Source organism: Bacillus cereus group sp. BfR-BA-01408 (genome assembly GCF_022663305.1).
GTDB classification, from domain to species: domain Bacteria; phylum Bacillota; class Bacilli; order Bacillales; family Bacillaceae_G; genus Bacillus_A; species Bacillus_A pacificus.
Genome location: NZ_JAKUFF010000041.1, coordinates 1 through 19,038 on the forward strand (window position 1 = coordinate 1; position 19,038 = coordinate 19,038).

Below are 19,038 nucleotides of genomic sequence, written 5' to 3' on the forward strand. Positions count from 1 at the left end.
CAAGGTACAGCAGAAGCCGATGTTATCAGATTAAAAGGTTTAGCGGAAGCAGAAGCGAAACAAAAAATTGCAGAGGCATTTGAGTTATATGGCCAAGCGGCAATTATGGATATGGTTCTTAAGATGCTTCCAAGTTATGCGAAGGAAGTTGCTAGTCCACTTAGCAACATTGATAAAATTACAGTTGTCGATACAGGCGGCGGTGGTAAAAATAGCGGCGCCGGAAAAGTTGCAGGTTATGCGACTGATTTAATGGCAACGATGCAAGAAACATTAAAAGCTTCTTCTGGCATTGATTTAAAAGAGTTATTAGAAGGATTTGCTGGAAAAGGAGCGGTTCAACAATTATCAAACGATAAACCTATTGTATCTGTAGTAGAAGATGAGAAAAAAGAAGTAGAAAAAGATAAAGAATAGTATAGTGGGTGGAACCTCTAGTAAGTGAGATACTAGAGGTTCTTCTGTGAATGATAATATTTCGAATAATGTACATTTTTATATATTGTTTTAATTATTTAATTTATATAGAATGAAAAAGGTATGTATTAATTCTTTAATAGAAAAAGAGATAAAGAGTTGATACGTTTTAATCGTATAATTTATATAAAGAAATTAAATGTAAGGTAATTACATTTAAAACGGTATGGAGGGGTAGAAATATGTTTCAAAGGAAATTAAGGAGAAGTAGTTTAAAAGCAAAGTTACTTGTATCATTTGTTATCATTTTAGTTCTTCCAAGTATTGTAATTGGTTGGACGTCTTATCAGCAAGCGAAGACAAACTTTAATGAAACAATTTTACAATCAGCGGAAGATAACGTAAAGATTTTAAATAATGTTATTAACAAAGAGATAGACAGTAAAAAGGTAGACGCAGTATATTTTACAAAGTTATTTAACGGAGTAAGTTACGGGACTGATCAGCTCCAAAATGTGCAAAATAAATTAGAAGAATATAATAAATTACATCCGGAAATAGAAGCAATTTATACGGGATCTAGTACGGGACAATTTATTCAATCACCGTCTATTCAAATGCCAGATGGATACAATCCTACCGAAAGAGATTGGTATAAAGAAGCAGCGAAAAAAAGCGGAGAAGTGGTTATCACAGCCCCATATAAGTCAAGTACAACAGGGAATATTGTTATTACAATAGCAAAACAAAATGAGGATAAGAGCGGTGTTCTCGGTATTGATTTAATTATTAATGACATTGTAAATACTTCAAAAATGGTCAATATCGGCAAAAAAGGATATGTAGCAATCTTCGACCAATCTAAACATGTAATAGCGCATCCGACGATGAAGCCAGGTGACAAAATAGAAGAAAAACTTGAGAAGGAATTTTACAAACAGGAAACAGGTGATTTTAAATTCAAACTTGATGGTGATGATCGCAATATTACCTTTATAACAAATAAGCAGACTGGATGGAAAATAGCAGGAATTATGCCTTCAAAAGAAATTATTGAAGCAGCTAATCCTATTTTCTATAAAACGCTAACTGTTATTGGTATTTCATTAATAATTGGTGGGATTTTAATTTACTTCATAATTGCCTCTATTATTAGTCCGTTAAAACAACTTGTTATATCATCGAAAAAGATTAGTGAAGGCGATTTAACAGAATCCATTACAGTTCATACTAAAGATGAAATTGGACAGCTAGGAGAAAGCTTTAATGAGATGGCAGCATCATTACAGAATGTCATTTCCAATATAAACACTTCAGCAAGTCATGTAGCGGCATCTTCAGAAGAATTAACAGCTAGTATGAAGCAGACAAGTGAAGCAACGGAACAAATTACACAAGCAATAGAGCAAGTGTCGAGCGGGGCTGAAATACAAACGAAAGAAGTTGAAGAAGGCGCAACATTATTAGAGGAAGTTACAGAAGGAATTCAGCGTGTTGCAGATAGTTCTTCATTAGTATCCACAGCATCTATGTATACGAAGAAAAAGGCTGAAGATGGTGGAAAGTTAGTTGAAAAAACTGTGAATCAAATGCAATTAATCCATGAGTCTGTTTCACAATCAGATAAAGTTATTGTTTTGTTAGATGATAAATCAAAACAAATTGGAGCAATTCTTGAGGTGATTCAACATATTGCAGAGCAGACAAATTTGTTAGCGTTAAATGCGGCAATTGAGGCTGCGAGAGCTGGTGAGCAAGGAAGAGGATTTGCAATTGTAGCAGATGAAGTACGAAAATTAGCTGAGCAATCAGGACAGTCTTCTACGGAAATTGGAAAACTAGTGAAAGAGATCCAATTTGATATAAAAGAAACGGTAAGTTCTATGAAGCAAGTTGGGACAGAAGTACAATCAGGACTTGTAGTTGCAAATGAAACGAAGCAAAGCTTTGCTGAAATATTGAAATCTACGGATGATACAGTTGTACAAATTGATAACATGGTAGATGTAGCGAAGCAAATGACGGTAGATGCAAGACAAGTAAGTGCATCTATTAATGAAATTGCAGCTACGATTGAAGAAAATGCAGCAAGCGTTCAAAATATTGCTGGTTCATCTGAGGAACAATTAGCTTCAGTAGATGAAATAAATGCAGCAGCAGTCCATTTATCACAAATGGCAGAAGAGTTACAAGAGATGATTGGTAAGTTTAAAGTGTAATAACGAATGTTAAGAAACGAGGTAATAATTTTACTTCGTTTCTTTTTTTATGAATAGAAAAAGAAATATAGAGTAACCATGTTATGATTAAGTATAATTAAAGAGACTGTATATTCTTTAAATTCTATCTTTAATCATGTTAGGGGAATGGTTTTGAAATTAAAAAAATTAAAACTACAACCGAGAATTACATTAACTATTAGTACACTAATTTTAGTTGTACTTCTGTTAACGAGTTATTTATTTTATTACATATTATCTGAAACGGTAGAAGAACAAATTGGGAAACGGGCTTTGCATGTTGCGAAAACAGTTGCTGCTATACCAGAAATAAAGGAAGCTTTTCAAAAAGAAAATCCAGCTTCTATCATTCAGCCGATTGCAGAAAAAATTCGAATTGATACAGATGCTGATTTTATTGTAGTTGGAAATAAAGAGGGGATTCGATATGCACACCCTAAGCGAGATAAAATAGGAGAAGCAATGGTTGGTGGAGATAACGAAGGGGTTCTATTAGAAGGGAAATCTTATGTTTCGAGAGCAACTGGATCATTAGGCCCTTCATTACGCGGAAAAGTTCCAATCCGTAATCAGGAAAATGAAATTATTGGCGTGGTGTCTGTTGGATTTTCAATGGACGATATTCATGGTGCAGTAGAAGTGTATGGAAAGCGTGTATTTTGGATTACAATAGCAGGTCTTTTAATTGGGATAATTGGTTCTATATATTTAGCAGGCAGTATAAAAAGAATGATGTTTGGTATGGAGCCAGAAGAAATTTCATCTTTATATGAAGAGCATAGTACAGTGATTCAATCTGTACGTGAAGGGATTATTGTTATTGATCAAAATGGGATGATTAGATTAGTCAATCAAGCAGCTTATGACATTCTTTCATTAGATGAACAACGAAATATTATTGGAGAATTTATTTTAGATGTAATTCCTAATTCAACGATACTAGATGTACTTCAAACTGGGGAAGAACAGTTTGATCGTCAATTAAATATAAAAGGGCAGGCTGTTATTGCGAATCGTCTACCTATTAAAGTAAAGAATAAAGTAACTGGTGTTGTATCGAGCTTACGTTTGAAATCTGAAATGGATCAGTTAACAGCAGAATTATCTCAGACGAAGCAATATACAGAGGCATTACGAGCGCAAACGCATGAATATAATAACTTATTGTATACGCTCTCAGGACTTATCCAGTTAGAATCATATGAAGATGCTTTAGAGCTTATTCATAAGGAAACGGCGGTCTATCAAGATTTTGTTCAATTTATTATGAAGCGAATTCAAAATCCATGGTTAGGTGGGATTTTAATTGGATTCTATAATAGAGCAAGAGAGTTGAAGATTGATTTTATGCTAGACAGAGAGAGTAGCTTAGACAAATTAAGCCCGCATATTGAGAGTAATTATGTCGTTTCTATTTTAGGAAATTTAATTACGAATGCATTTGAAGCGATTGAAAGAAATGAAGAACATAATAAGAAAGTAAGAATGTTTGTAACTGATATCGGAGAAGAAATAGTAATTGAAGTGGAAGACTCAGGACAAGGGATTCATGATGAGGTCATTACTAGCATATTCTATAAAGGCTTCTCGACGAAAGAAGGCGAGAAGCGAGGGTATGGATTAGCAAAAGTGAAAGAGTTAGTAGAAGATTTAAATGGAAGTATCGCAATCGAAAAAGGGGATTTAGGCGGTGCATTGTTTATTATTGCATTACCAAAAGAGAGAGGCGAGTTGTAATGGGTGAGGAGATTGAAGTATTGATTGTAGAAGATGATATTCGAATTGCAGATATTCATCGGCGTTTTACTGGAAAGATTGAGGGATTTAAAGTAATTGGAACAGCGACGACTGGGGAACAAGCGAAAGAATGGTTAGATCTTGTGAAGCCACAGCTTGTTTTATTAGACGTGTACTTACCTGATATGCAAGGAACCGAACTTGTCACATATATTAGGCATAATTTACATGATACAGATATTATTATGATTACAGCTGCATCGGAAACAGATGTAGTGAGGCACGCCCTGCGAGGCGGAGTAACAGATTATATCGTAAAACCACTTATGTTTGATCGATTTAAGACAAGTTTGGAAAATTATAAAAAAAAGCTTGTACAGTTAAAGAAAAATAATCAGTTATCTATAGAACAAATTGAACATTTATGGTCTCAAAGGGGTGTAAAGGGAAATGAAATAGAATATGCGCCGAAAGGTATAGACCCCTTAACTTTAGCAAAAATAAAAAAGCATATGTTAACAGTAAAGGAAGAAGGTATTACTGCGGAAGTGCTAAGCTCAATGGTCGGAGTAAGTAGGTCAACAGCAAGGCGCTATTTAGAGTATTTAATATCTGGGAAAAAAGTTCATGCAGAGCTTATATATGGAAGTGTGGGGAGACCAGAGAGAAGATATTTTCTTGTTTCTTCATAATAAAAAACAGTAGCGGATATATGTCCGCTACTGTTTTTTATTTTATATCGGAATAATCCCAATTACAATTCCAGTAATCAACATGACCATTGTCGTTCCAACTGCCCACAATAAAGTGAAGCGTTGATGTTCACCAAAATCAACTTTAGCCATTCCGACTAATAAATAAGTGGATGCAACAAGAGGGCTTAATAAGTGAACAGGTTGCCCGAGTAAGGAAGCGCGTCCCATTTCAGCTGCACTAATTCCGTAAGTGGCAGCAGCTTTCGTTAAAATAGGTAGTACACCGAAATAAAATGCATCATTGGACATGAAAAATGTGAATGGCATACTAAGAAGAGCTGTAATAATTGGTAGTTGTGGTCCAAGAGCGTCTGGTATAAGAGTTACTACACTTTTAGCCATTGCATCTACCATTTTTGTTCCTGATAAAATCCCAGTGAAAATCCCAGCGGCAAATACGAGAGAAACAACCGCTAATACGTTTCCTGCGTGAGAAGCAATACGCTCTTTCTGTTGCTCTAAGTTCGGATAGTTAATCATAACAGCAATAGCGAAAGCGATTGTAAATAAAACAGGTAACGGCATAACTTCTAGTATGAGACAGACAAGTAAGGTAGCAGTTAATAAAAAGTTAATCCATAGAAGTTTAGGGCGCTTATGAACAGCAGCTTCTACTGTTGCAGCTTGCTCATCCATCGTTTGCATTTGTTTTAAATATTGTACATCCATAATTCCTAAACGCTTTCTTTCTTTTTTTCCAAGATAGTAAGCAACGAAAACTACCCAAAGTGCACCAACAATCATTCCTGGTATAAGTGGTGTAAAGAGCTCTGATGCGTCTAGTCCAAGTGCACTCATAACACGAGCTGTCGGTCCACCCCACGGTGTAAGATTTGTCACGCCTGCACCTAACATAACAACCCCAGCTAATATAAGTGGATTCATTCCAAGGCGTTTATATAGTGGGTACATTGCGGAAACAGTAATCATATACGTTGTCGTTCCATCCCCATCTAATGAAACGATAATTGTAAGAATTGCTGTGCCAACAACAATTTTTAAAGGATCTCCTTTCACAAATTTCAAAATCCTACTAATGACAGGATCGAATAAACCGCTATCAATCATAATTCCAAAATATAAAATGGCAAACATAAGCATAATACCAGTAGGTGCTAGTTTTTGAATTCCTTCTAACATCATAGGTCCCATGTTTGCATAAAAGCCTCCAATTAATGCGAACGTAATTGGAATTAATATTAATGCTACTAGTGCTGACATACGTTTCGTCATAATTAAAAACATAAAGACAAATACCATCGCAAATCCAAGTAGTGCTAACATGTAATCTCCCCCTCAAAATGATTACGCTTTCAAAATAAAATAAAAATTCAGAAAAAGGTTTTTTTGTTTATCATAAAAGTATCTATTTGAATGGTAAATAATTTGAAAAATAACATCATTAGAAGCATAATTTTTATTTTGGTCATTTTGTTCACGGTAGTTAATTTGAATTTTTTAAAAATAAGCTGCTCTCCATAAGAATGGTAGAATAAGATGAAAATATTGAAGTGTGAAATAGGGAGTAGATTTTATATGAAAACAAGAATGGAAGAGATTTGTAGTTCTTATGAAGGAAAAGTAGAAGAGATTTTTGTTAATGAATCTTCTTACGTATATGAGTGGGAAAAATTAATGATGATCCGAAAAAATAACGGTGAACTTGAAAAGGTTGCAGTCGGCATCAGTGGAAATATAAGATTAGTAAATGTAGTTGTTGGGCAGCAAATTCATACAGGTACATTATTAGTTAGGTTGGAAGATGATTTATTAATTACAGGTTGTGAATGATGAGAGGTGTGTAGAGAGGACTACACATCTTTTTTGTTCCATATATTACAAAAGACACATCGTTTTTTCACAAATCGCACACAAGTTTTTGATATGCTCCTTGTAGAAGATACGGTTAGGGAGGAAATATAATGAGAACAAAGTATGTGATGCTTGCTATATGCTTATTCTTTGTCTTTACAATTGTAGGATGTGGTAAGAAACAAGCAGAGGCTGTGGCAATTGATGAGAAACATGATAAGTGTGATATTTGCCAAATTGGGGTAATGGATAATCAATTTGCAACAGAAATCATTTTAGAAAATGGAAAAGCATTAAAGTTTGATGATATCGGTTGTATGTATAAATGGATGGAGATTAATCCAGGTGAAAAGACGAAAGAAAAATTTGTTCGAGATTATGATTCGAAAGATTGGGTTTCGTTAGAAGACGCTACTTATGTATATGATAAAACAATTACAACACCAATGGCTTATAATGTCATTTCATTTAAAAACAAAAAAGATGCAGAGAGCTTTGTATCTAACTATAAGGGGAAAATTCTTTCGTATAAAGAGCTAGCAGAGCATAAATGGGAAATGAATAAAGAAATGATGGGGAACCCGAAAAAGGGAAATCACGGTGCACATCATTAATACTAGAAAAAGACAACTATATAGTTGTCTTTTTCTAGTATTATTCAGGTGCAAATATAGAAAAGGTGTAAAATTTTTAGAAGAACGGTTACAATGGAATATAGTAACCTAAAGCAATCATTTATCCCGCTTTAATGGGCAGTAAGACCCCACCTCAAAATGCAGCGAAAGCAAAGAAGTTAGGTGGGGGTCGGGCTGCCCATAAAAGCCCGATTGGTTCAACTAATAATCAGTGGGGGATGAAGAAAACCCCCACTGATTAAAGTTTCACTTTATGTACTTTTTAGAAATGTATACAAATGCGGTAAAATCGTGCTAAACTAATTGCTTCGCTAATATAAGTTTAGATAATCCGATTAAAGAAGGAATATAAAGGGCTTATGGATAAATGTACTCAAGAAGAGTTATTGTATGTGATGGAGGAATGGTTAAGAAAACATTATCTTTCATAGGAGCTGTAGTTGTGAGAAAACAAAAAATTTTATTATGTATGTTATTAGGACTTTTAATGACGGTAGTGGCTTGCGATAAGCAAGAAGAGCCAGAATCGAAACCGGTTCATGTGAAAAACGAAAAGAAAAAAGAGAAGCATAAAGAACAGGAAGAATCTAAAGAAGAAAAAAGTATAAATTTAATGGACAAACAGTTGCTACTTTCTGCAACTCTTGGAGACACAGAAACAGCTATGAAGTTGATCCAAGATGGAGCGAATATAAATGTAGAAGGTGACAACGGAGAAACACCTGTCCTTGCAGCAACGTACCAAAATCATGTAGAGACAGTGAAAGCATTAATTGGTGCAGGGGCTAATATTGAAATTAAAGATGAGAAACAAAGCAATCCACTTCTTTATGCAAGTAGAGAAGGCTATACGGATATTGTAAAAGTATTAATTAATGCAGGAGTTAATACGAAAGAAACGACTAAGTCAGGTGGAACAGCACTTATTTCTGCATCTGAGCGTGGCCATGTAGAGGTCGTAAAAGAATTGTTAGAGCATACAGATATTGATGTGAATTATAAAAATGCTCGTGGTGGAACAGCTTTAGTAGAAGCAATCGTATTAGGAAATGGTAGTGAAAACCATAAGAAAGTAATTCAAATGCTTATTGACCACGGGGCAGATGTAAATATGGCCAATAAGGAAAATATTACGCCACTGCAATATGCTGAAAAAAGAGGTTTTAAAGATATTGCAAATATGTTGAGGGCAGCTGGAGCGAATGAAGTAGTACAGCCACAACAACCAGTAGAATAAAAAACGAAAAATAATCCCATTTAGATAGACAGAATGAAGAAATCAGTTAGCATGATGGATTCAGTAATGTGTATGTAAATGGGATTTTTATTTTGAGCATGAAAAATAGATTGTAAATGGTATATGAAGTAACTAAGGAGGATATAAATGAGGCTCTCAGAACTTGATTTAATAGCAATTCAAGTAGAGGTTTTATTTGTTCATAATCAAGTAGGGAAAATGAAATATGTAAATGAACAAGGAAATCCGAAAGCACCACGCTTTTTTCTTGGCAGAACTCGTGAAGGGAGTATAACGAGATATCATTGTGATTTGGATGATGAAACGGTAGGTAACATTGAGAAATTAATTCGAGAACCTTCAAATCATATAGAGATAGCACAGATTATCCATGTATTAAATGAAGAAAGAACAGTAAAAAATATTTGGATGGGCCCTGCTTTTATGTTCTCTAATAATTTACATAAGCCAACTAGAACAATACAGATAACAGAGAAGAATAAAGAGCTTTTGCGAGGAAATTTTCCTAATCTAATAGAACAGATGGAGTGGAGGCAACCTTACTTTGCAATTGTAAAAAATGAAAAGGTAGTTTCTATATGTTGCAGTGCTAGGAGTACACCTGTAGCTGCTGAGGCGAGTGTGGAAACTTTAGCGGAGTTTCAAGGGAATGGATATGGTACTGATGTTGTTACAGCCTGGGCGATATCAATACAAGAAGAAAACCGCATTCCACTTTATAGTACTTCTTGGGATAACTTTGCTTCACAAGCAGTTGCAAAAAAACTAAAACTAATTAATTATGGAATGAATTTGCATATCACTTAAATTTTAAAAATAGTTGTTTGCGGTTGGGATTCATCCATATATTTAGATTATTGTTAAAAATATGGTGAATATTAACATTCGATTAACACCTAATTAACAATTTATCAAAACTGACTTAATAAATACGTAATATAGTAAAGGTAACAAAATAACTAGGGTAGAGAACATTTGAGAACACCCGCTTACATATAACGTGCCACTTTCTTAGGTCTGCTCTATTCCCTAGAGTTCAAATAAGGAGAAAGGTGTTCTATGTAAGTAGGTGTTTTTAGTTTGGATAAAAACAGAAAAGTTAGGTGGAATATATGTTTAAAGAACCTTATATTGCGATGATAAAGGATTGGAAAGGATACAACACATACAAAAAATTACCGAAAACAGTTTTTCTTATGACGGGTTCAATGCTGGAATTACCAGAGCGTGTATATGAATTACAGAAACATGGACATGATGTCTTTCTTCATTGTGATTTTATACAAGGTTTAAATACGAATACAGAGGAAGCACTTTTGTATATTCAAGACGTTATCGGAGCACAAGGCATTATTTCAACAAAAGGATCGACAATTCGAAATGCCAATAAAATTGGATTAAAAACGATCCAACGTATTTTTATTGTCGATACTTTATCTCTTACAAAATCAATTGAAAATTGTAAAACGACTAAACCGAATGCAGTAGAGATTATGCCTGGTATTATGCCTTCCATTATTAAGCAGTTAGCAGAGGAAATAGAATTTCCTATCATTGCAGGCGGATTGATTCAAACGCGAGAAGATGCAGAAGTTGCCATTCGTGCAGGAGCGAGTGCGATTTCGACGAGTCACTATGAAGTATGGATACAAGAAGAAAAAAGGAGTGCAATCTTGTGATTGAATTGAAAAATGTTTCAAAGGTATATAAAAATGCAGAAGAGACAGCGGTTAAGGGTGTATCGGTTCACATTAAGAAGGGCGAGTTTTTTGTTTTAGTTGGGCCTTCAGGATGTGGGAAAAGTACATTATTACGAATGATCGCTGGCCTAGAAGAAATTTCTTCGGGGGATTTAATTATTAATGAACGTGTTGCAAATGATTTAGAGCCGAAAGATCGTAATCTATCAATGGTATTTCAAAATTACGCACTATACCCACACTTATCTGTAGAAGAAAATATTTTATTTGGACTTAAGGTAAGGAAAGTACAAAAAGAAGAGCGGCAAAAGAGATTAATGGAAGCTATTGAAATGGTAGGGCTGAAAGAGTATGTGAAAATGAAACCAGGTCAATTATCAGGTGGACAAAGACAGCGTGTTGCGCTTGCTAGAGCAATCGTGAGCCAAGCACCGATTTGTTTAATGGATGAACCACTTTCGAATTTAGACGCGAAATTACGTGCGCAAATGAGAATTGAAATTAGAGAAATTCAGCAGCGTTTAGGAATTACAATGATTTACGTTACTCATGATCAAATAGAGGCGATGACTATGGGGGACCGTATCATGGTTTTAAATAAAGGAAGTATACAGCAAGTTGGAACACCGCTTGACATCTATAACGAACCAGCAAATGAATTTGTTGCAAGTTTTATAGGGTCTCCTTCGATGAATATAAATGATGGAGAAGTAGACAAAGGAAAAGGTGTATTACATATAGGGCAATTGCAAATTCCGTTATCTATTGGACAGTTAAAGCAATTACCAGAAGGAATAATTCGCATAGGCATGCGTCCTGAGCATATTGCCCTGTCTGAGGAAGGACAAGAAGTTACGCTACAATCTGTAGAAGTATTAGGCAACGAATCTATATTAAACTTCGCAATAAATGGAACAACTTGGAGTGCAAAAGTCATTGGACAGCTACTCCTGAACAAAGGTGACAAAGTAAAATTATTATTCTCACAAGATAAGTTATGCTTCTTTCATCAAAATACGAATGAACGATTAAAAGTGGTAGCTGAAGAAGAGTTGAAAGTGGTGGCGAAATAATGATTGAAGTAGGCAAGTTACCAGCCCAAGCAAAGGTGGTAAAAAAGAAGAATTTATGGAGCAGAACGAAAGATTTAAGAATAGGATTATTATTTTTAGCGCCATCTATTTTATTGTTCTCGATTTTTCTTTTTTATCCATTATTTAGGACGATTTACTATAGCTTTTATTTAACAGATATACACGGAGAAGCTAATCTTTTCGTTGGATTAGAAAATTATCAATACTTATTTTCTGATCCTGCTTTCTACAAAAGCATAAAGTCAACTTTATTATTTGTTGTATATACAGTGCCTACGAGTATTATACTCGCTTTATTTCTTGCATTGATTGCAAATGGAAAAGTAAGAGGTATTGGGGTATTCCGTGTGTTATTTTCTTCCACTATGGGAATATCAGTAGCTGCTAGTGCGGTGATTTGGCTATTTTTATTTCATCCAAGTGTCGGATTATTTAATAATATATTAGCCTCTATGAATCTACCTGCAATCGCATGGTTAACGAGTCCAGATTGGGCATTGTTCTCTGTATCAGTTACAACGGTTTGGGTGAATACAGGATTTGCATTTTTAGTTATATTAGGTGGTTTACAAAACATTGATACGTCTTTATATGAAAGTGCATCTATAGATGGTGCTAGCTATTTATATAAGCTTCGTCGTGTTACATTACCGATGCTATCACCAACTTTATTCTTTATCGTGACAGTAACGTTAATTAGTGCGTTCCAAAGCTTCGGACAAATTGATATTTTAACGCATGGTGGACCAAATGATGCAACGAATTTAATTGTATATTCGATTTATAAAGAGGCATTTGTGAATCATCAATTTGGAACAGCAAGTGCACAAGCGATGGTATTATTTATTTTCATTTTCATTGCTACATTACTTCAATTCAAGTTTGCTGAGAGAAAGGTGCATTATAAATGATCGTTAAACAGTGGAAACAAAATTTCCTATTATACATGCTGCTCATTATTAGTGCAGTAATGGTGTTTTTTCCTGTACTCTATGCATTTTTAATAAGCTTTATGACACCAGACGATATTCAAATGAGAAGGTTATTTCCGACTCAATTTACTTTTGATAATTTTATTAATATTTTTCAAAAAGTACCGCTTTTTACATACTTATATAACAGTTTAGTTGTATCGACAGTTGTTATGATTGGACAACTTATCGTATCAAGCTTAGCAGCGTATGCTTTCGTCTTTCTTCAGTTTAAAGGAAGAAATCTTATTTTCTTCCTGTTTATTTCAACGATGCTTATTCCGTGGGAAGCGACGATGGTACCTAACTTTTTAACGATTCAAAACTTTGGTTGGATCAATAGCTTCGCTGGAATGACAGTGCCGTTTTTTGCAACAGCTTTCGGTATTTTCTTACTACGTCAACACTTTATGACGCTTCCGAATGAACTGAAAGAAGCTGCTTTTATTGAAGGGATTGGAAATGTAAAGTTTTTATTTAGCGTTGTAATTCCGTATTGTAAAACGAGTTTTATTACGCTTGGAGTATATAGTTTTTTAACAACATGGAATATGTACTTATGGCCACTTTTAGTGACCACTGATGAAAAGGTAAGAACAGTCCAAATTGGTGTGAAGCAGCTTCAGTCTCAAGAAGTTGCAACTGATTGGGGAAGCGTAATGGCCGGTGTTACGGTTATCGTAATTCCGACATTGATTCTACTATTTTTAGGGCAAAAGCAATTACAACAAGGATTAACAAAAGGTGCAATTAAATAACTAAGAGAAGGTGAGATTAAAATGAGTCTAGTTAAAAAAGGTGCTGCTCTATTAATGATAGCAACAATGGCATTATCTAGTGCAGCTTGTTCAAATAGTAAAACAGAAGGAAAACCTGAAGCACAGGCAAAAGTAGCACCAGTTGAAAAAAATGGTGCTAAAACTGTAATTCGTTTTTGGCATGCGATGGGTGGAAAAACACAAGGCGTGCTAGATGGGCTTGTTGCAGACTATAATAAGTCGCAAAATAAATACGAGATAAAGGCGGAGTTCCAAGGGACATATGAAGAGTCTTTAACGAAATTTAGAACGATGTCTGCTACGAAAGAAGCGCCAGCTCTTGTTCAGTCGAGTGAAATTACAACGAAATATATGATTGATAGTAAAAAGATTACGCCAATTGATAGTTGGATAAAAAAAGATAAGTACGATACTTCAAAGTTGGAAAAAGCAATTACAAATTATTATTCAGTTGATGGAAAAATGTATTCTATGCCATTTAATTCATCTACACCAGTATTAATTTATAATAAAGATGCTTTCGCAAAGGCGGGCTTAGATCCAGAGAAAGCTCCAAAAACATATGCGGAATTACAAGAAGCAGCGAAAAAGTTAACGATTAAAGAAGGCGGAAATGTAAAACAATATGGATTCTCCATGCTTAACTACGGTTGGTTCTTTGAAGAATTGTTAGCGACACAAGGCGCTTTATATGTAGATAATGAAAATGGTCGTAAAGAAGCTGCAAAGAAAGCTGTATTTAACGGTAAAGAAGGACAGAAAGTATTTGGGATGCTAGATGAGTTAAATAAAGCTGGTGCACTAGGAAAGTATGGAGCAAGTTGGGATGATATTCGTGCGGCGTTCCAGTCTGGACAAGTTGCTATGTATTTAGATTCTTCAGCAGGTGTTCGTGATTTAATTGATGCATCTAAGTTTAATGTAGGCGTTTCATATATTCCATACCCAGAAGATTCAAAACAAAATGGTGTTATTATTGGTGGAGCATCATTATGGATGACGAATATGGTTTCAGAAGAAACACAACAAGGTGCTTGGGACTTTATGAAATATTTAACGAAGCCAGACGTACAAGCAAAATGGCATACTGCAACAGGCTACTTCTCTATTAATCCAGATGCATATAATGAACCATTAGTAAAAGAGCAATATGAAAAATATCCACAGTTAAAAGTAACAGTAGATCAATTGCAAGCGACGAAACAATCTCCAGCAACACAAGGTGCTTTAATTAGTGTATTCCCAGAATCACGAGATGCAGTTGTAAAAGCATTAGAAGCAATGTATGACGGAAAGAATAGTAAAGAAGCGTTAGATGAAGCTGCAAAAGCTACAGATAGAGCAATTAGTATTTCAGCTCGTACGAGTCAAAAATAAGAGAAAGCCGTATCCGAAAAAGGATACGGCTTTTTTTAGGAGATAAGGGATCAAAAAAATGAAGAAGTCTTATCTCTTTTATATGAGTAAAGGGTCTAGAATGAATCTTGTCCTTTTCATTATTTGTTTAACTCCATTGCAACTTGTTTGCCATTTACGAAAACCTCTGCCACGGCTACCATAACTTCCATCACTTTTTTCATATCTCATCTCTCCTTGTTTTTTGTTTCATTTCTTACTTTTAGTATAAGGAAATATAGCAATCGCAACTATCGAATTGGATGACAAGAGACTTACATTGTTGTAAGGATAATCGTTGTATCTGTAATAAATACGGTTTTAAATTACAATTCTGAAGTTTCTGTCGTTTTGAACTATAATTAGAAAGAGGGGTGATAATAGGAAAAGAATTCTTGTTATTAGTGATATTCATGGAGAAATAGAAAAGTTCGAACAGTTACTGGAAGAAGCTCAATACGATGCAAAACAGGATCAATTAATTTTACTGGGAGATTATGTGGATCGTGGTCCAAATGCGCGTGCAGTAATTGAAAAAGTAAAAGAGTTAAAAGAAGATGGAGCCTTCGTTCTAAAGGGCAATCATGAAGATATGATGATTAAGGCGTTAACGACTGATGAGGAACGTTCATGGAACCATTGGGTAAAAAGGAATGGTGGAGACAAGACGTTATACAGCTATGGATTTGTAGAAGAAGATATTGTGGTTAATGAGGAGAATTTCCAAAAAAAGATTTTACAATCTCGTGTATTAGATGAACATGTAAAGTTTATTCAGGAATTAGATCATTACATTGAAACAGAAAAGTATATATTTGTACATGCTGGTGTTGAGCCATTGAAACGAGTTTCTGAATGTGAACCATATACGTTAATGTGGATTCGTAATGAGTTTCATAGTGGGTATAGTGGTGAAAAGGTTGTTGTATTTGGTCATACGGAAACAAAAACGCTTCACGGTAGTGAGAATTGTGGCGTATATTTTGGGAGCAATCGTATTATAGGAATTGATGGCGGTGCTGTATATGGCGGCCAGCTAAATTGTTTAGAATTGCCGAGCAAAAGGGTATATGTAGTAAAAAATTGAAAGAGATAAGGGAAATCTTATTTCTTTCAATTTTTTATTAAGGTAAATTTAAGGAAGAGTCTTTATAATTAATCTTTAAAATTCTGTATCAAGAAAAAGTGTAGAAAGAACGAATTAAAAATGAAGTTACAAAATATGATTATATTCTTTTGTTAGGAAAAGCAGGAATGTGATTATAAATAGAATCGAACGATATGGTGGAAGGTGAGAATATGCGCTTACTTGTAGTAGAAGATAATGCTTCTTTATTAGAATCTATTGTCCAAATATTACACGACGAATTTGAAGTAGATACAGCATTGAATGGAGAAGATGGATTATTTCTAGCATTACAAAATATATATGACGCTATTTTACTTGATGTGATGATGCCAGAAATGGACGGTTTTGAAGTAATTCAAAAAATACGTGATGAAAAGATTGAAACACCAGTCCTGTTTTTAACAGCGAGAGATTCTTTAGAAGATCGCGTAAAAGGGTTGGATTTTGGCGGGGATGACTATATCGTTAAGCCGTTTCAGGCCCCAGAATTAAAGGCGAGAATTCGTGCTTTATTGCGACGAAGCGGTAGTTTAACAACAAAGCAGACTATTCGCTATAAAGGGATTGAACTGTTTGGAAAAGATAAAGATGTTCAAGTAGATGGACAAAGTATGAAGTTAACATTAAAACAATATGAGCTTCTAGAGTACCTCGTTCAAAATAGCGGAAAGATTTTAATGCGTGAACAAATTTTTGATCGTGTTTGGGGATTTGATTCAGATACGACAGTGGCAATTGTAGAAGTGTATGTACATCATTTACGTAAAAAATTAGAGCCATTCGGTTATCAGAAAGATATTCAAACCGTTCGAGGTATTGGATATATATTAAAAGAACAATGAAAAAGGGAAGTATGTTTCAGAAGACGCGTATTCGATTGACTATATTGAATTCATTAGTATTTATCATTTTGATAGGCGTATTAGGTAGTATCATTTATTCTTACACATATAAGCGTATTTATAGTGGAGTAAATGAATCGATAGAAAAAGCCGTTCAACATAGAAAGAATGCAGATGATAAAAAACTACCTAAAAAAATTAGGGGATATCCTCCAATTGGGGATCCAAGGATAATGGAGTTAACTTGGATGGGAAACACGGTGGAGATAGATATTGAAAACGGCAAACGTCGTTTTATCTTTGAAGACAATTTGGAAAAGTTTTCTCCAAAGAAATTAGGAACTTTGCAAGATATAGAAGTACAAGGGCAATATTTTAGAATATTTGCATTTCAGAAAGATGCAAAAATAGTTCAAATTGCAAGGGATATAACAGCTGAAAAAGAAATGTTACATACTTTATTTTTAATTCTTGTGATAGGTTGTAGCGTAGGAAGTTTATGTGCAATAGGAATTGGCTTTTTCTTAGCTGGCAGGGCACTTGTACCCATTCAAAATTCATGGGAAAAACAGCAGCAATTCGTTTCTGATGCATCACATGAACTAAGGACACCCCTTGCAGTTATTCAATCAAAAACAGATGTTTTATTCCAGTCACCATCCGCTACGATAGAAGAAAAAGCGATGGATATTTCTACAATTTCAAAAGAATGTAGGCGGTTATCGAAACTTGTTAGTAATTTATTATTGCTAGCACGTTCTGATTCTAATCAAATTGAGATGGATAAGAAAACATTTGAACTCGATAAATTGTTAGAAGAAATAGTAGCTCCATATAAGGAGATTGCTTCTTATCAAGAAAAAGAAATGATATTAAAAGTAGAACGTGGCGTATCTTTTATGGGTGATAGAGAGCGGATTCATCAAATGATGGTCATATTGTTAGATAATGCGATGAAGTATACGAATGAAGGTGGTCATATTCAAATCGATTGTACGCAAATGAACAGTTCAATTCGTATACGAGTGAAAGATGATGGGATAGGAGTGAAAGATGAGGATATCCCAAAACTATTTAATCGTTTTTATCAAGGGGATAAAGCGAGAAGTGCGTCAGAAGGAGCGGGATTAGGCCTTTCAATCGCGAACTGGATTGTAGAAAAGCATTATGGGAAAATATTAGTAGAGAGCAGATGGGGAGAGGGTACTTGTTTTGAAGTGATTCTTCCGAAAAACCAAAGGATATAAGTGAGAAGACGATCTTGTTTTTACAAGGTCGTCTTTTTTTAAGGGAAAGTTAAGAAACTATTTTTAACATGTATTATATACGTAAAGTTCGCCCTATAAAGAAGCGATTATAAAAAGGTATTTGAGTAGATTACATCGATCATAATATAGTATTAAAATTTTATGGGAATGATGGAAAAGAAAGTGTAAGAGGGAGGAATTAATTTTGAAAAAGAAAATGATGATGGTATTCACTATTGGAGTAATGAGTTTAAGTATATTAGGGGGTGCCTCTCCTTCTGAAACATCAAAAGGAAAGACAGATTACAAGCAGCGCAGTAAAGAACAATTAAACAATGGAAAGATACATGCTGTGCATACAGAAGAAAAGGCGGAGAATTTAGGGATTGAAACGGCAGGGAAAGAACAAATTACGCTAGAAAAAGAAATTCATGAGACGGAAGTAGGAAGAGAAGCAGAACAGTTAGGAATTTCAATTGAAGGAAAAGATGTTGGAACTCTTTCAGAAGAAATCTATGAAACAAAAGTGAAGCAAGAAGCGTTAAAGCTAGGCATATCAATAGAAAATACATCAATTGTAAATTTGATTACTCAAATTAATACGATTAAAATTAGCGATGAAGCGGATAAATTAGGTATTTCAACAAATGGAAAAAAATAGAGGAAATTGCGGAAGAAATCTATGGAACGAAAGTAAGAGAGGAAGCAGGGAAGTTAGGGATTTCAAAAAAAGGAAAAGAGATAGAAGAGTTAGCACAAGAAGTGTACGAACAAAAAGTGCAAGAAGAGGCAAAAAAATATCATATTGATTTGTATGGGAAAGATATATATCAAGTATTAAGTGAAATTAATGAACAAAAGGTGTTACAAATGGCAGATGAGCTTAATATGGATAAAACGAATATGAACACTCAAGAACTAGCAGAAAAAATAAAAAAAGATCATCCTGAAAAAGGAAAAGAACTAAATTTTGTACCCGTAATTCGCACGGATGCTGACGCGTTTTATTCTTATTTAACGAACTAAA

At 34.6% G+C, this 19,038-nt stretch carries 17 protein-coding genes and 2 pseudogenes; 18 read left to right on the forward strand and 1 reads right to left on the reverse strand.

The window, feature by feature from the left end:
* The 5 genes and pseudogenes from MR083_RS16715 to MR083_RS16730 form a co-directional block, all read left to right on the forward strand.
* Positions 1-417 (forward strand): flotillin domain-containing protein (locus tag MR083_RS16715; RefSeq protein WP_277931459.1); only part of this gene is annotated, 417 nt, incomplete at its 5' end.
* Between the two features lie 242 nt (positions 418-659).
* Positions 660-1,694, forward strand: a pseudogene (locus MR083_RS28180) (HAMP domain-containing protein); the annotation flags it as partial.
* A gap of 81 nt (positions 1,695-1,775) precedes the next feature.
* Entirely contained in the window at positions 1,776-2,636 is an 861-nt protein-coding gene (locus MR083_RS28185; RefSeq protein ID WP_372460108.1) for a methyl-accepting chemotaxis protein, read from the forward strand.
* Positions 2,637-2,783: 147 nt separating this feature from the next.
* Complete coding sequence (locus tag MR083_RS16725; protein ID WP_011039983.1) at positions 2,784-4,394, forward strand: ATP-binding protein; 1,611 nt, start codon at positions 2,784-2,786, stop codon at positions 4,392-4,394.
* Positions 4,394-5,086, forward strand: a complete 693-nt coding sequence (locus MR083_RS16730) for a response regulator (RefSeq protein ID WP_000503478.1) — start codon at positions 4,394-4,396, stop codon at positions 5,084-5,086. The genes MR083_RS16725 and MR083_RS16730 overlap by 1 nt, the downstream gene beginning before the upstream one ends.
* A gap of 42 nt (positions 5,087-5,128) precedes the next feature.
* Here MR083_RS16730 and MR083_RS16735 read toward each other — a convergent pair whose 3' ends face one another.
* The gene (locus tag MR083_RS16735; RefSeq protein WP_242269614.1) at positions 5,129-6,433 is read right to left on the reverse strand and encodes a CitMHS family transporter; all 1,305 of its coding nucleotides are present in this window, start codon (positions 6,431-6,433) and stop codon (positions 5,129-5,131) included.
* 252 nt (positions 6,434-6,685) lie between these two features.
* On the opposite strand from MR083_RS16735, the gene MR083_RS16740 reads away from it, so the two are divergent.
* From MR083_RS16740 to MR083_RS16800, 13 genes and pseudogenes are all read left to right on the forward strand, one after another.
* Complete coding sequence (locus tag MR083_RS16740; RefSeq protein WP_000857646.1) at positions 6,686-6,940, forward strand: biotin/lipoyl-binding protein; 255 nt, start codon at positions 6,686-6,688, stop codon at positions 6,938-6,940.
* A gap of 131 nt (positions 6,941-7,071) precedes the next feature.
* Complete coding sequence (locus MR083_RS16745) at positions 7,072-7,575, forward strand: nitrous oxide reductase accessory protein NosL (RefSeq protein WP_001259402.1); 504 nt, start codon at positions 7,072-7,074, stop codon at positions 7,573-7,575.
* A 388-nt stretch (positions 7,576-7,963) separates the two neighbouring features.
* Positions 7,964-8,833: an ankyrin repeat domain-containing protein gene (locus MR083_RS16750; protein WP_000287347.1), complete on the forward strand. Its 870-nt coding sequence runs from the start codon at positions 7,964-7,966 to the stop codon at positions 8,831-8,833.
* Positions 8,834-8,980: 147 nt separating this feature from the next.
* Positions 8,981-9,661 carry a GNAT family N-acetyltransferase gene (locus MR083_RS16755; RefSeq protein WP_001239732.1) on the forward strand — a complete coding sequence of 227 codons (681 nt, stop codon included), beginning with the start codon at positions 8,981-8,983 and terminating at the stop codon, positions 9,659-9,661.
* Between the two features lie 305 nt (positions 9,662-9,966).
* A complete protein-coding gene (locus tag MR083_RS16760; protein ID WP_000472010.1) occupies positions 9,967-10,533 on the forward strand; it encodes a glycerol-3-phosphate responsive antiterminator in 567 nt (188 codons plus the stop codon).
* Positions 10,530-11,627 (forward strand): ABC transporter ATP-binding protein, encoded by a 1,098-nt coding sequence (locus MR083_RS16765; RefSeq protein ID WP_000571385.1) that lies wholly within the window; start codon positions 10,530-10,532, stop codon positions 11,625-11,627. Before MR083_RS16760 ends, MR083_RS16765 begins: the two co-directional genes overlap by 4 nt.
* On the forward strand, positions 11,627-12,559 hold the full coding sequence (locus MR083_RS16770; RefSeq protein WP_000573569.1) for a carbohydrate ABC transporter permease: 933 nt from the start codon (positions 11,627-11,629) through the stop codon (positions 12,557-12,559). Before MR083_RS16765 ends, MR083_RS16770 begins: the two co-directional genes overlap by 1 nt.
* A complete protein-coding gene (locus tag MR083_RS16775; protein ID WP_000635951.1) occupies positions 12,556-13,377 on the forward strand; it encodes a carbohydrate ABC transporter permease in 822 nt (273 codons plus the stop codon). Before MR083_RS16770 ends, MR083_RS16775 begins: the two co-directional genes overlap by 4 nt.
* A gap of 21 nt (positions 13,378-13,398) precedes the next feature.
* Positions 13,399-14,775 carry an ABC transporter substrate-binding protein gene (locus MR083_RS16780; protein ID WP_242269615.1) on the forward strand — a complete coding sequence of 459 codons (1,377 nt, stop codon included), beginning with the start codon at positions 13,399-13,401 and terminating at the stop codon, positions 14,773-14,775.
* Between the two features lie 379 nt (positions 14,776-15,154).
* Positions 15,155-15,880 (forward strand): metallophosphoesterase family protein, encoded by a 726-nt coding sequence (locus tag MR083_RS16785; RefSeq protein ID WP_242269617.1) that lies wholly within the window; start codon positions 15,155-15,157, stop codon positions 15,878-15,880.
* A 212-nt stretch (positions 15,881-16,092) separates the two neighbouring features.
* Positions 16,093-16,764 carry a response regulator transcription factor gene (locus MR083_RS16790; protein ID WP_138322501.1) on the forward strand — a complete coding sequence of 224 codons (672 nt, stop codon included), beginning with the start codon at positions 16,093-16,095 and terminating at the stop codon, positions 16,762-16,764.
* Positions 16,761-18,011, forward strand: a complete 1,251-nt coding sequence (locus tag MR083_RS16795) for a sensor histidine kinase (RefSeq protein ID WP_011039988.1) — start codon at positions 16,761-16,763, stop codon at positions 18,009-18,011. Before MR083_RS16790 ends, MR083_RS16795 begins: the two co-directional genes overlap by 4 nt.
* A 205-nt stretch (positions 18,012-18,216) precedes the next feature.
* Positions 18,217-19,037: pseudogene (locus tag MR083_RS16800) on the forward strand (transporter).
* Position 19,038 lies beyond the last annotated feature (1 nt).

What these genes read in the sequence shown, in the direction of transcription:
- MR083_RS16725 (WP_011039983.1), top strand. Translation starts at nt 2,784, where the DNA reads ATGGTTTTGAAATTAAAAAAATTAAAACTACAACCGAGAATTACATTA.
- MR083_RS16755 (WP_001239732.1), top strand. Translation starts at nt 8,981, where the DNA reads ATGAGGCTCTCAGAACTTGATTTAATAGCAATTCAAGTAGAGGTTTTA.
- MR083_RS28185 (WP_372460108.1), top strand. Translation starts at nt 1,776, where the DNA reads ATGAAGCAGACAAGTGAAGCAACGGAACAAATTACACAAGCAATAGAG.
- MR083_RS16770 (WP_000573569.1), top strand. Translation starts at nt 11,627, where the DNA reads ATGATTGAAGTAGGCAAGTTACCAGCCCAAGCAAAGGTGGTAAAAAAG.
- MR083_RS16750 (WP_000287347.1), top strand. Translation starts at nt 7,964, where the DNA reads ATGTACTCAAGAAGAGTTATTGTATGTGATGGAGGAATGGTTAAGAAA.
- MR083_RS16790 (WP_138322501.1), top strand. Translation starts at nt 16,093, where the DNA reads ATGCGCTTACTTGTAGTAGAAGATAATGCTTCTTTATTAGAATCTATT.
- MR083_RS16760 (WP_000472010.1), top strand. Translation starts at nt 9,967, where the DNA reads ATGTTTAAAGAACCTTATATTGCGATGATAAAGGATTGGAAAGGATAC.
- MR083_RS16775 (WP_000635951.1), top strand. Translation starts at nt 12,556, where the DNA reads ATGATCGTTAAACAGTGGAAACAAAATTTCCTATTATACATGCTGCTC.
- MR083_RS16735 (WP_242269614.1), bottom strand. Translation starts at nt 6,433, where the DNA reads ATGTTAGCACTACTTGGATTTGCGATGGTATTTGTCTTTATGTTTTTA.
- MR083_RS16745 (WP_001259402.1), top strand. Translation starts at nt 7,072, where the DNA reads ATGAGAACAAAGTATGTGATGCTTGCTATATGCTTATTCTTTGTCTTT.
- MR083_RS16740 (WP_000857646.1), top strand. Translation starts at nt 6,686, where the DNA reads ATGAAAACAAGAATGGAAGAGATTTGTAGTTCTTATGAAGGAAAAGTA.
- MR083_RS16795 (WP_011039988.1), top strand. Translation starts at nt 16,761, where the DNA reads ATGAAAAAGGGAAGTATGTTTCAGAAGACGCGTATTCGATTGACTATA.
- MR083_RS16780 (WP_242269615.1), top strand. Translation starts at nt 13,399, where the DNA reads ATGAGTCTAGTTAAAAAAGGTGCTGCTCTATTAATGATAGCAACAATG.
- MR083_RS16730 (WP_000503478.1), top strand. Translation starts at nt 4,394, where the DNA reads ATGGGTGAGGAGATTGAAGTATTGATTGTAGAAGATGATATTCGAATT.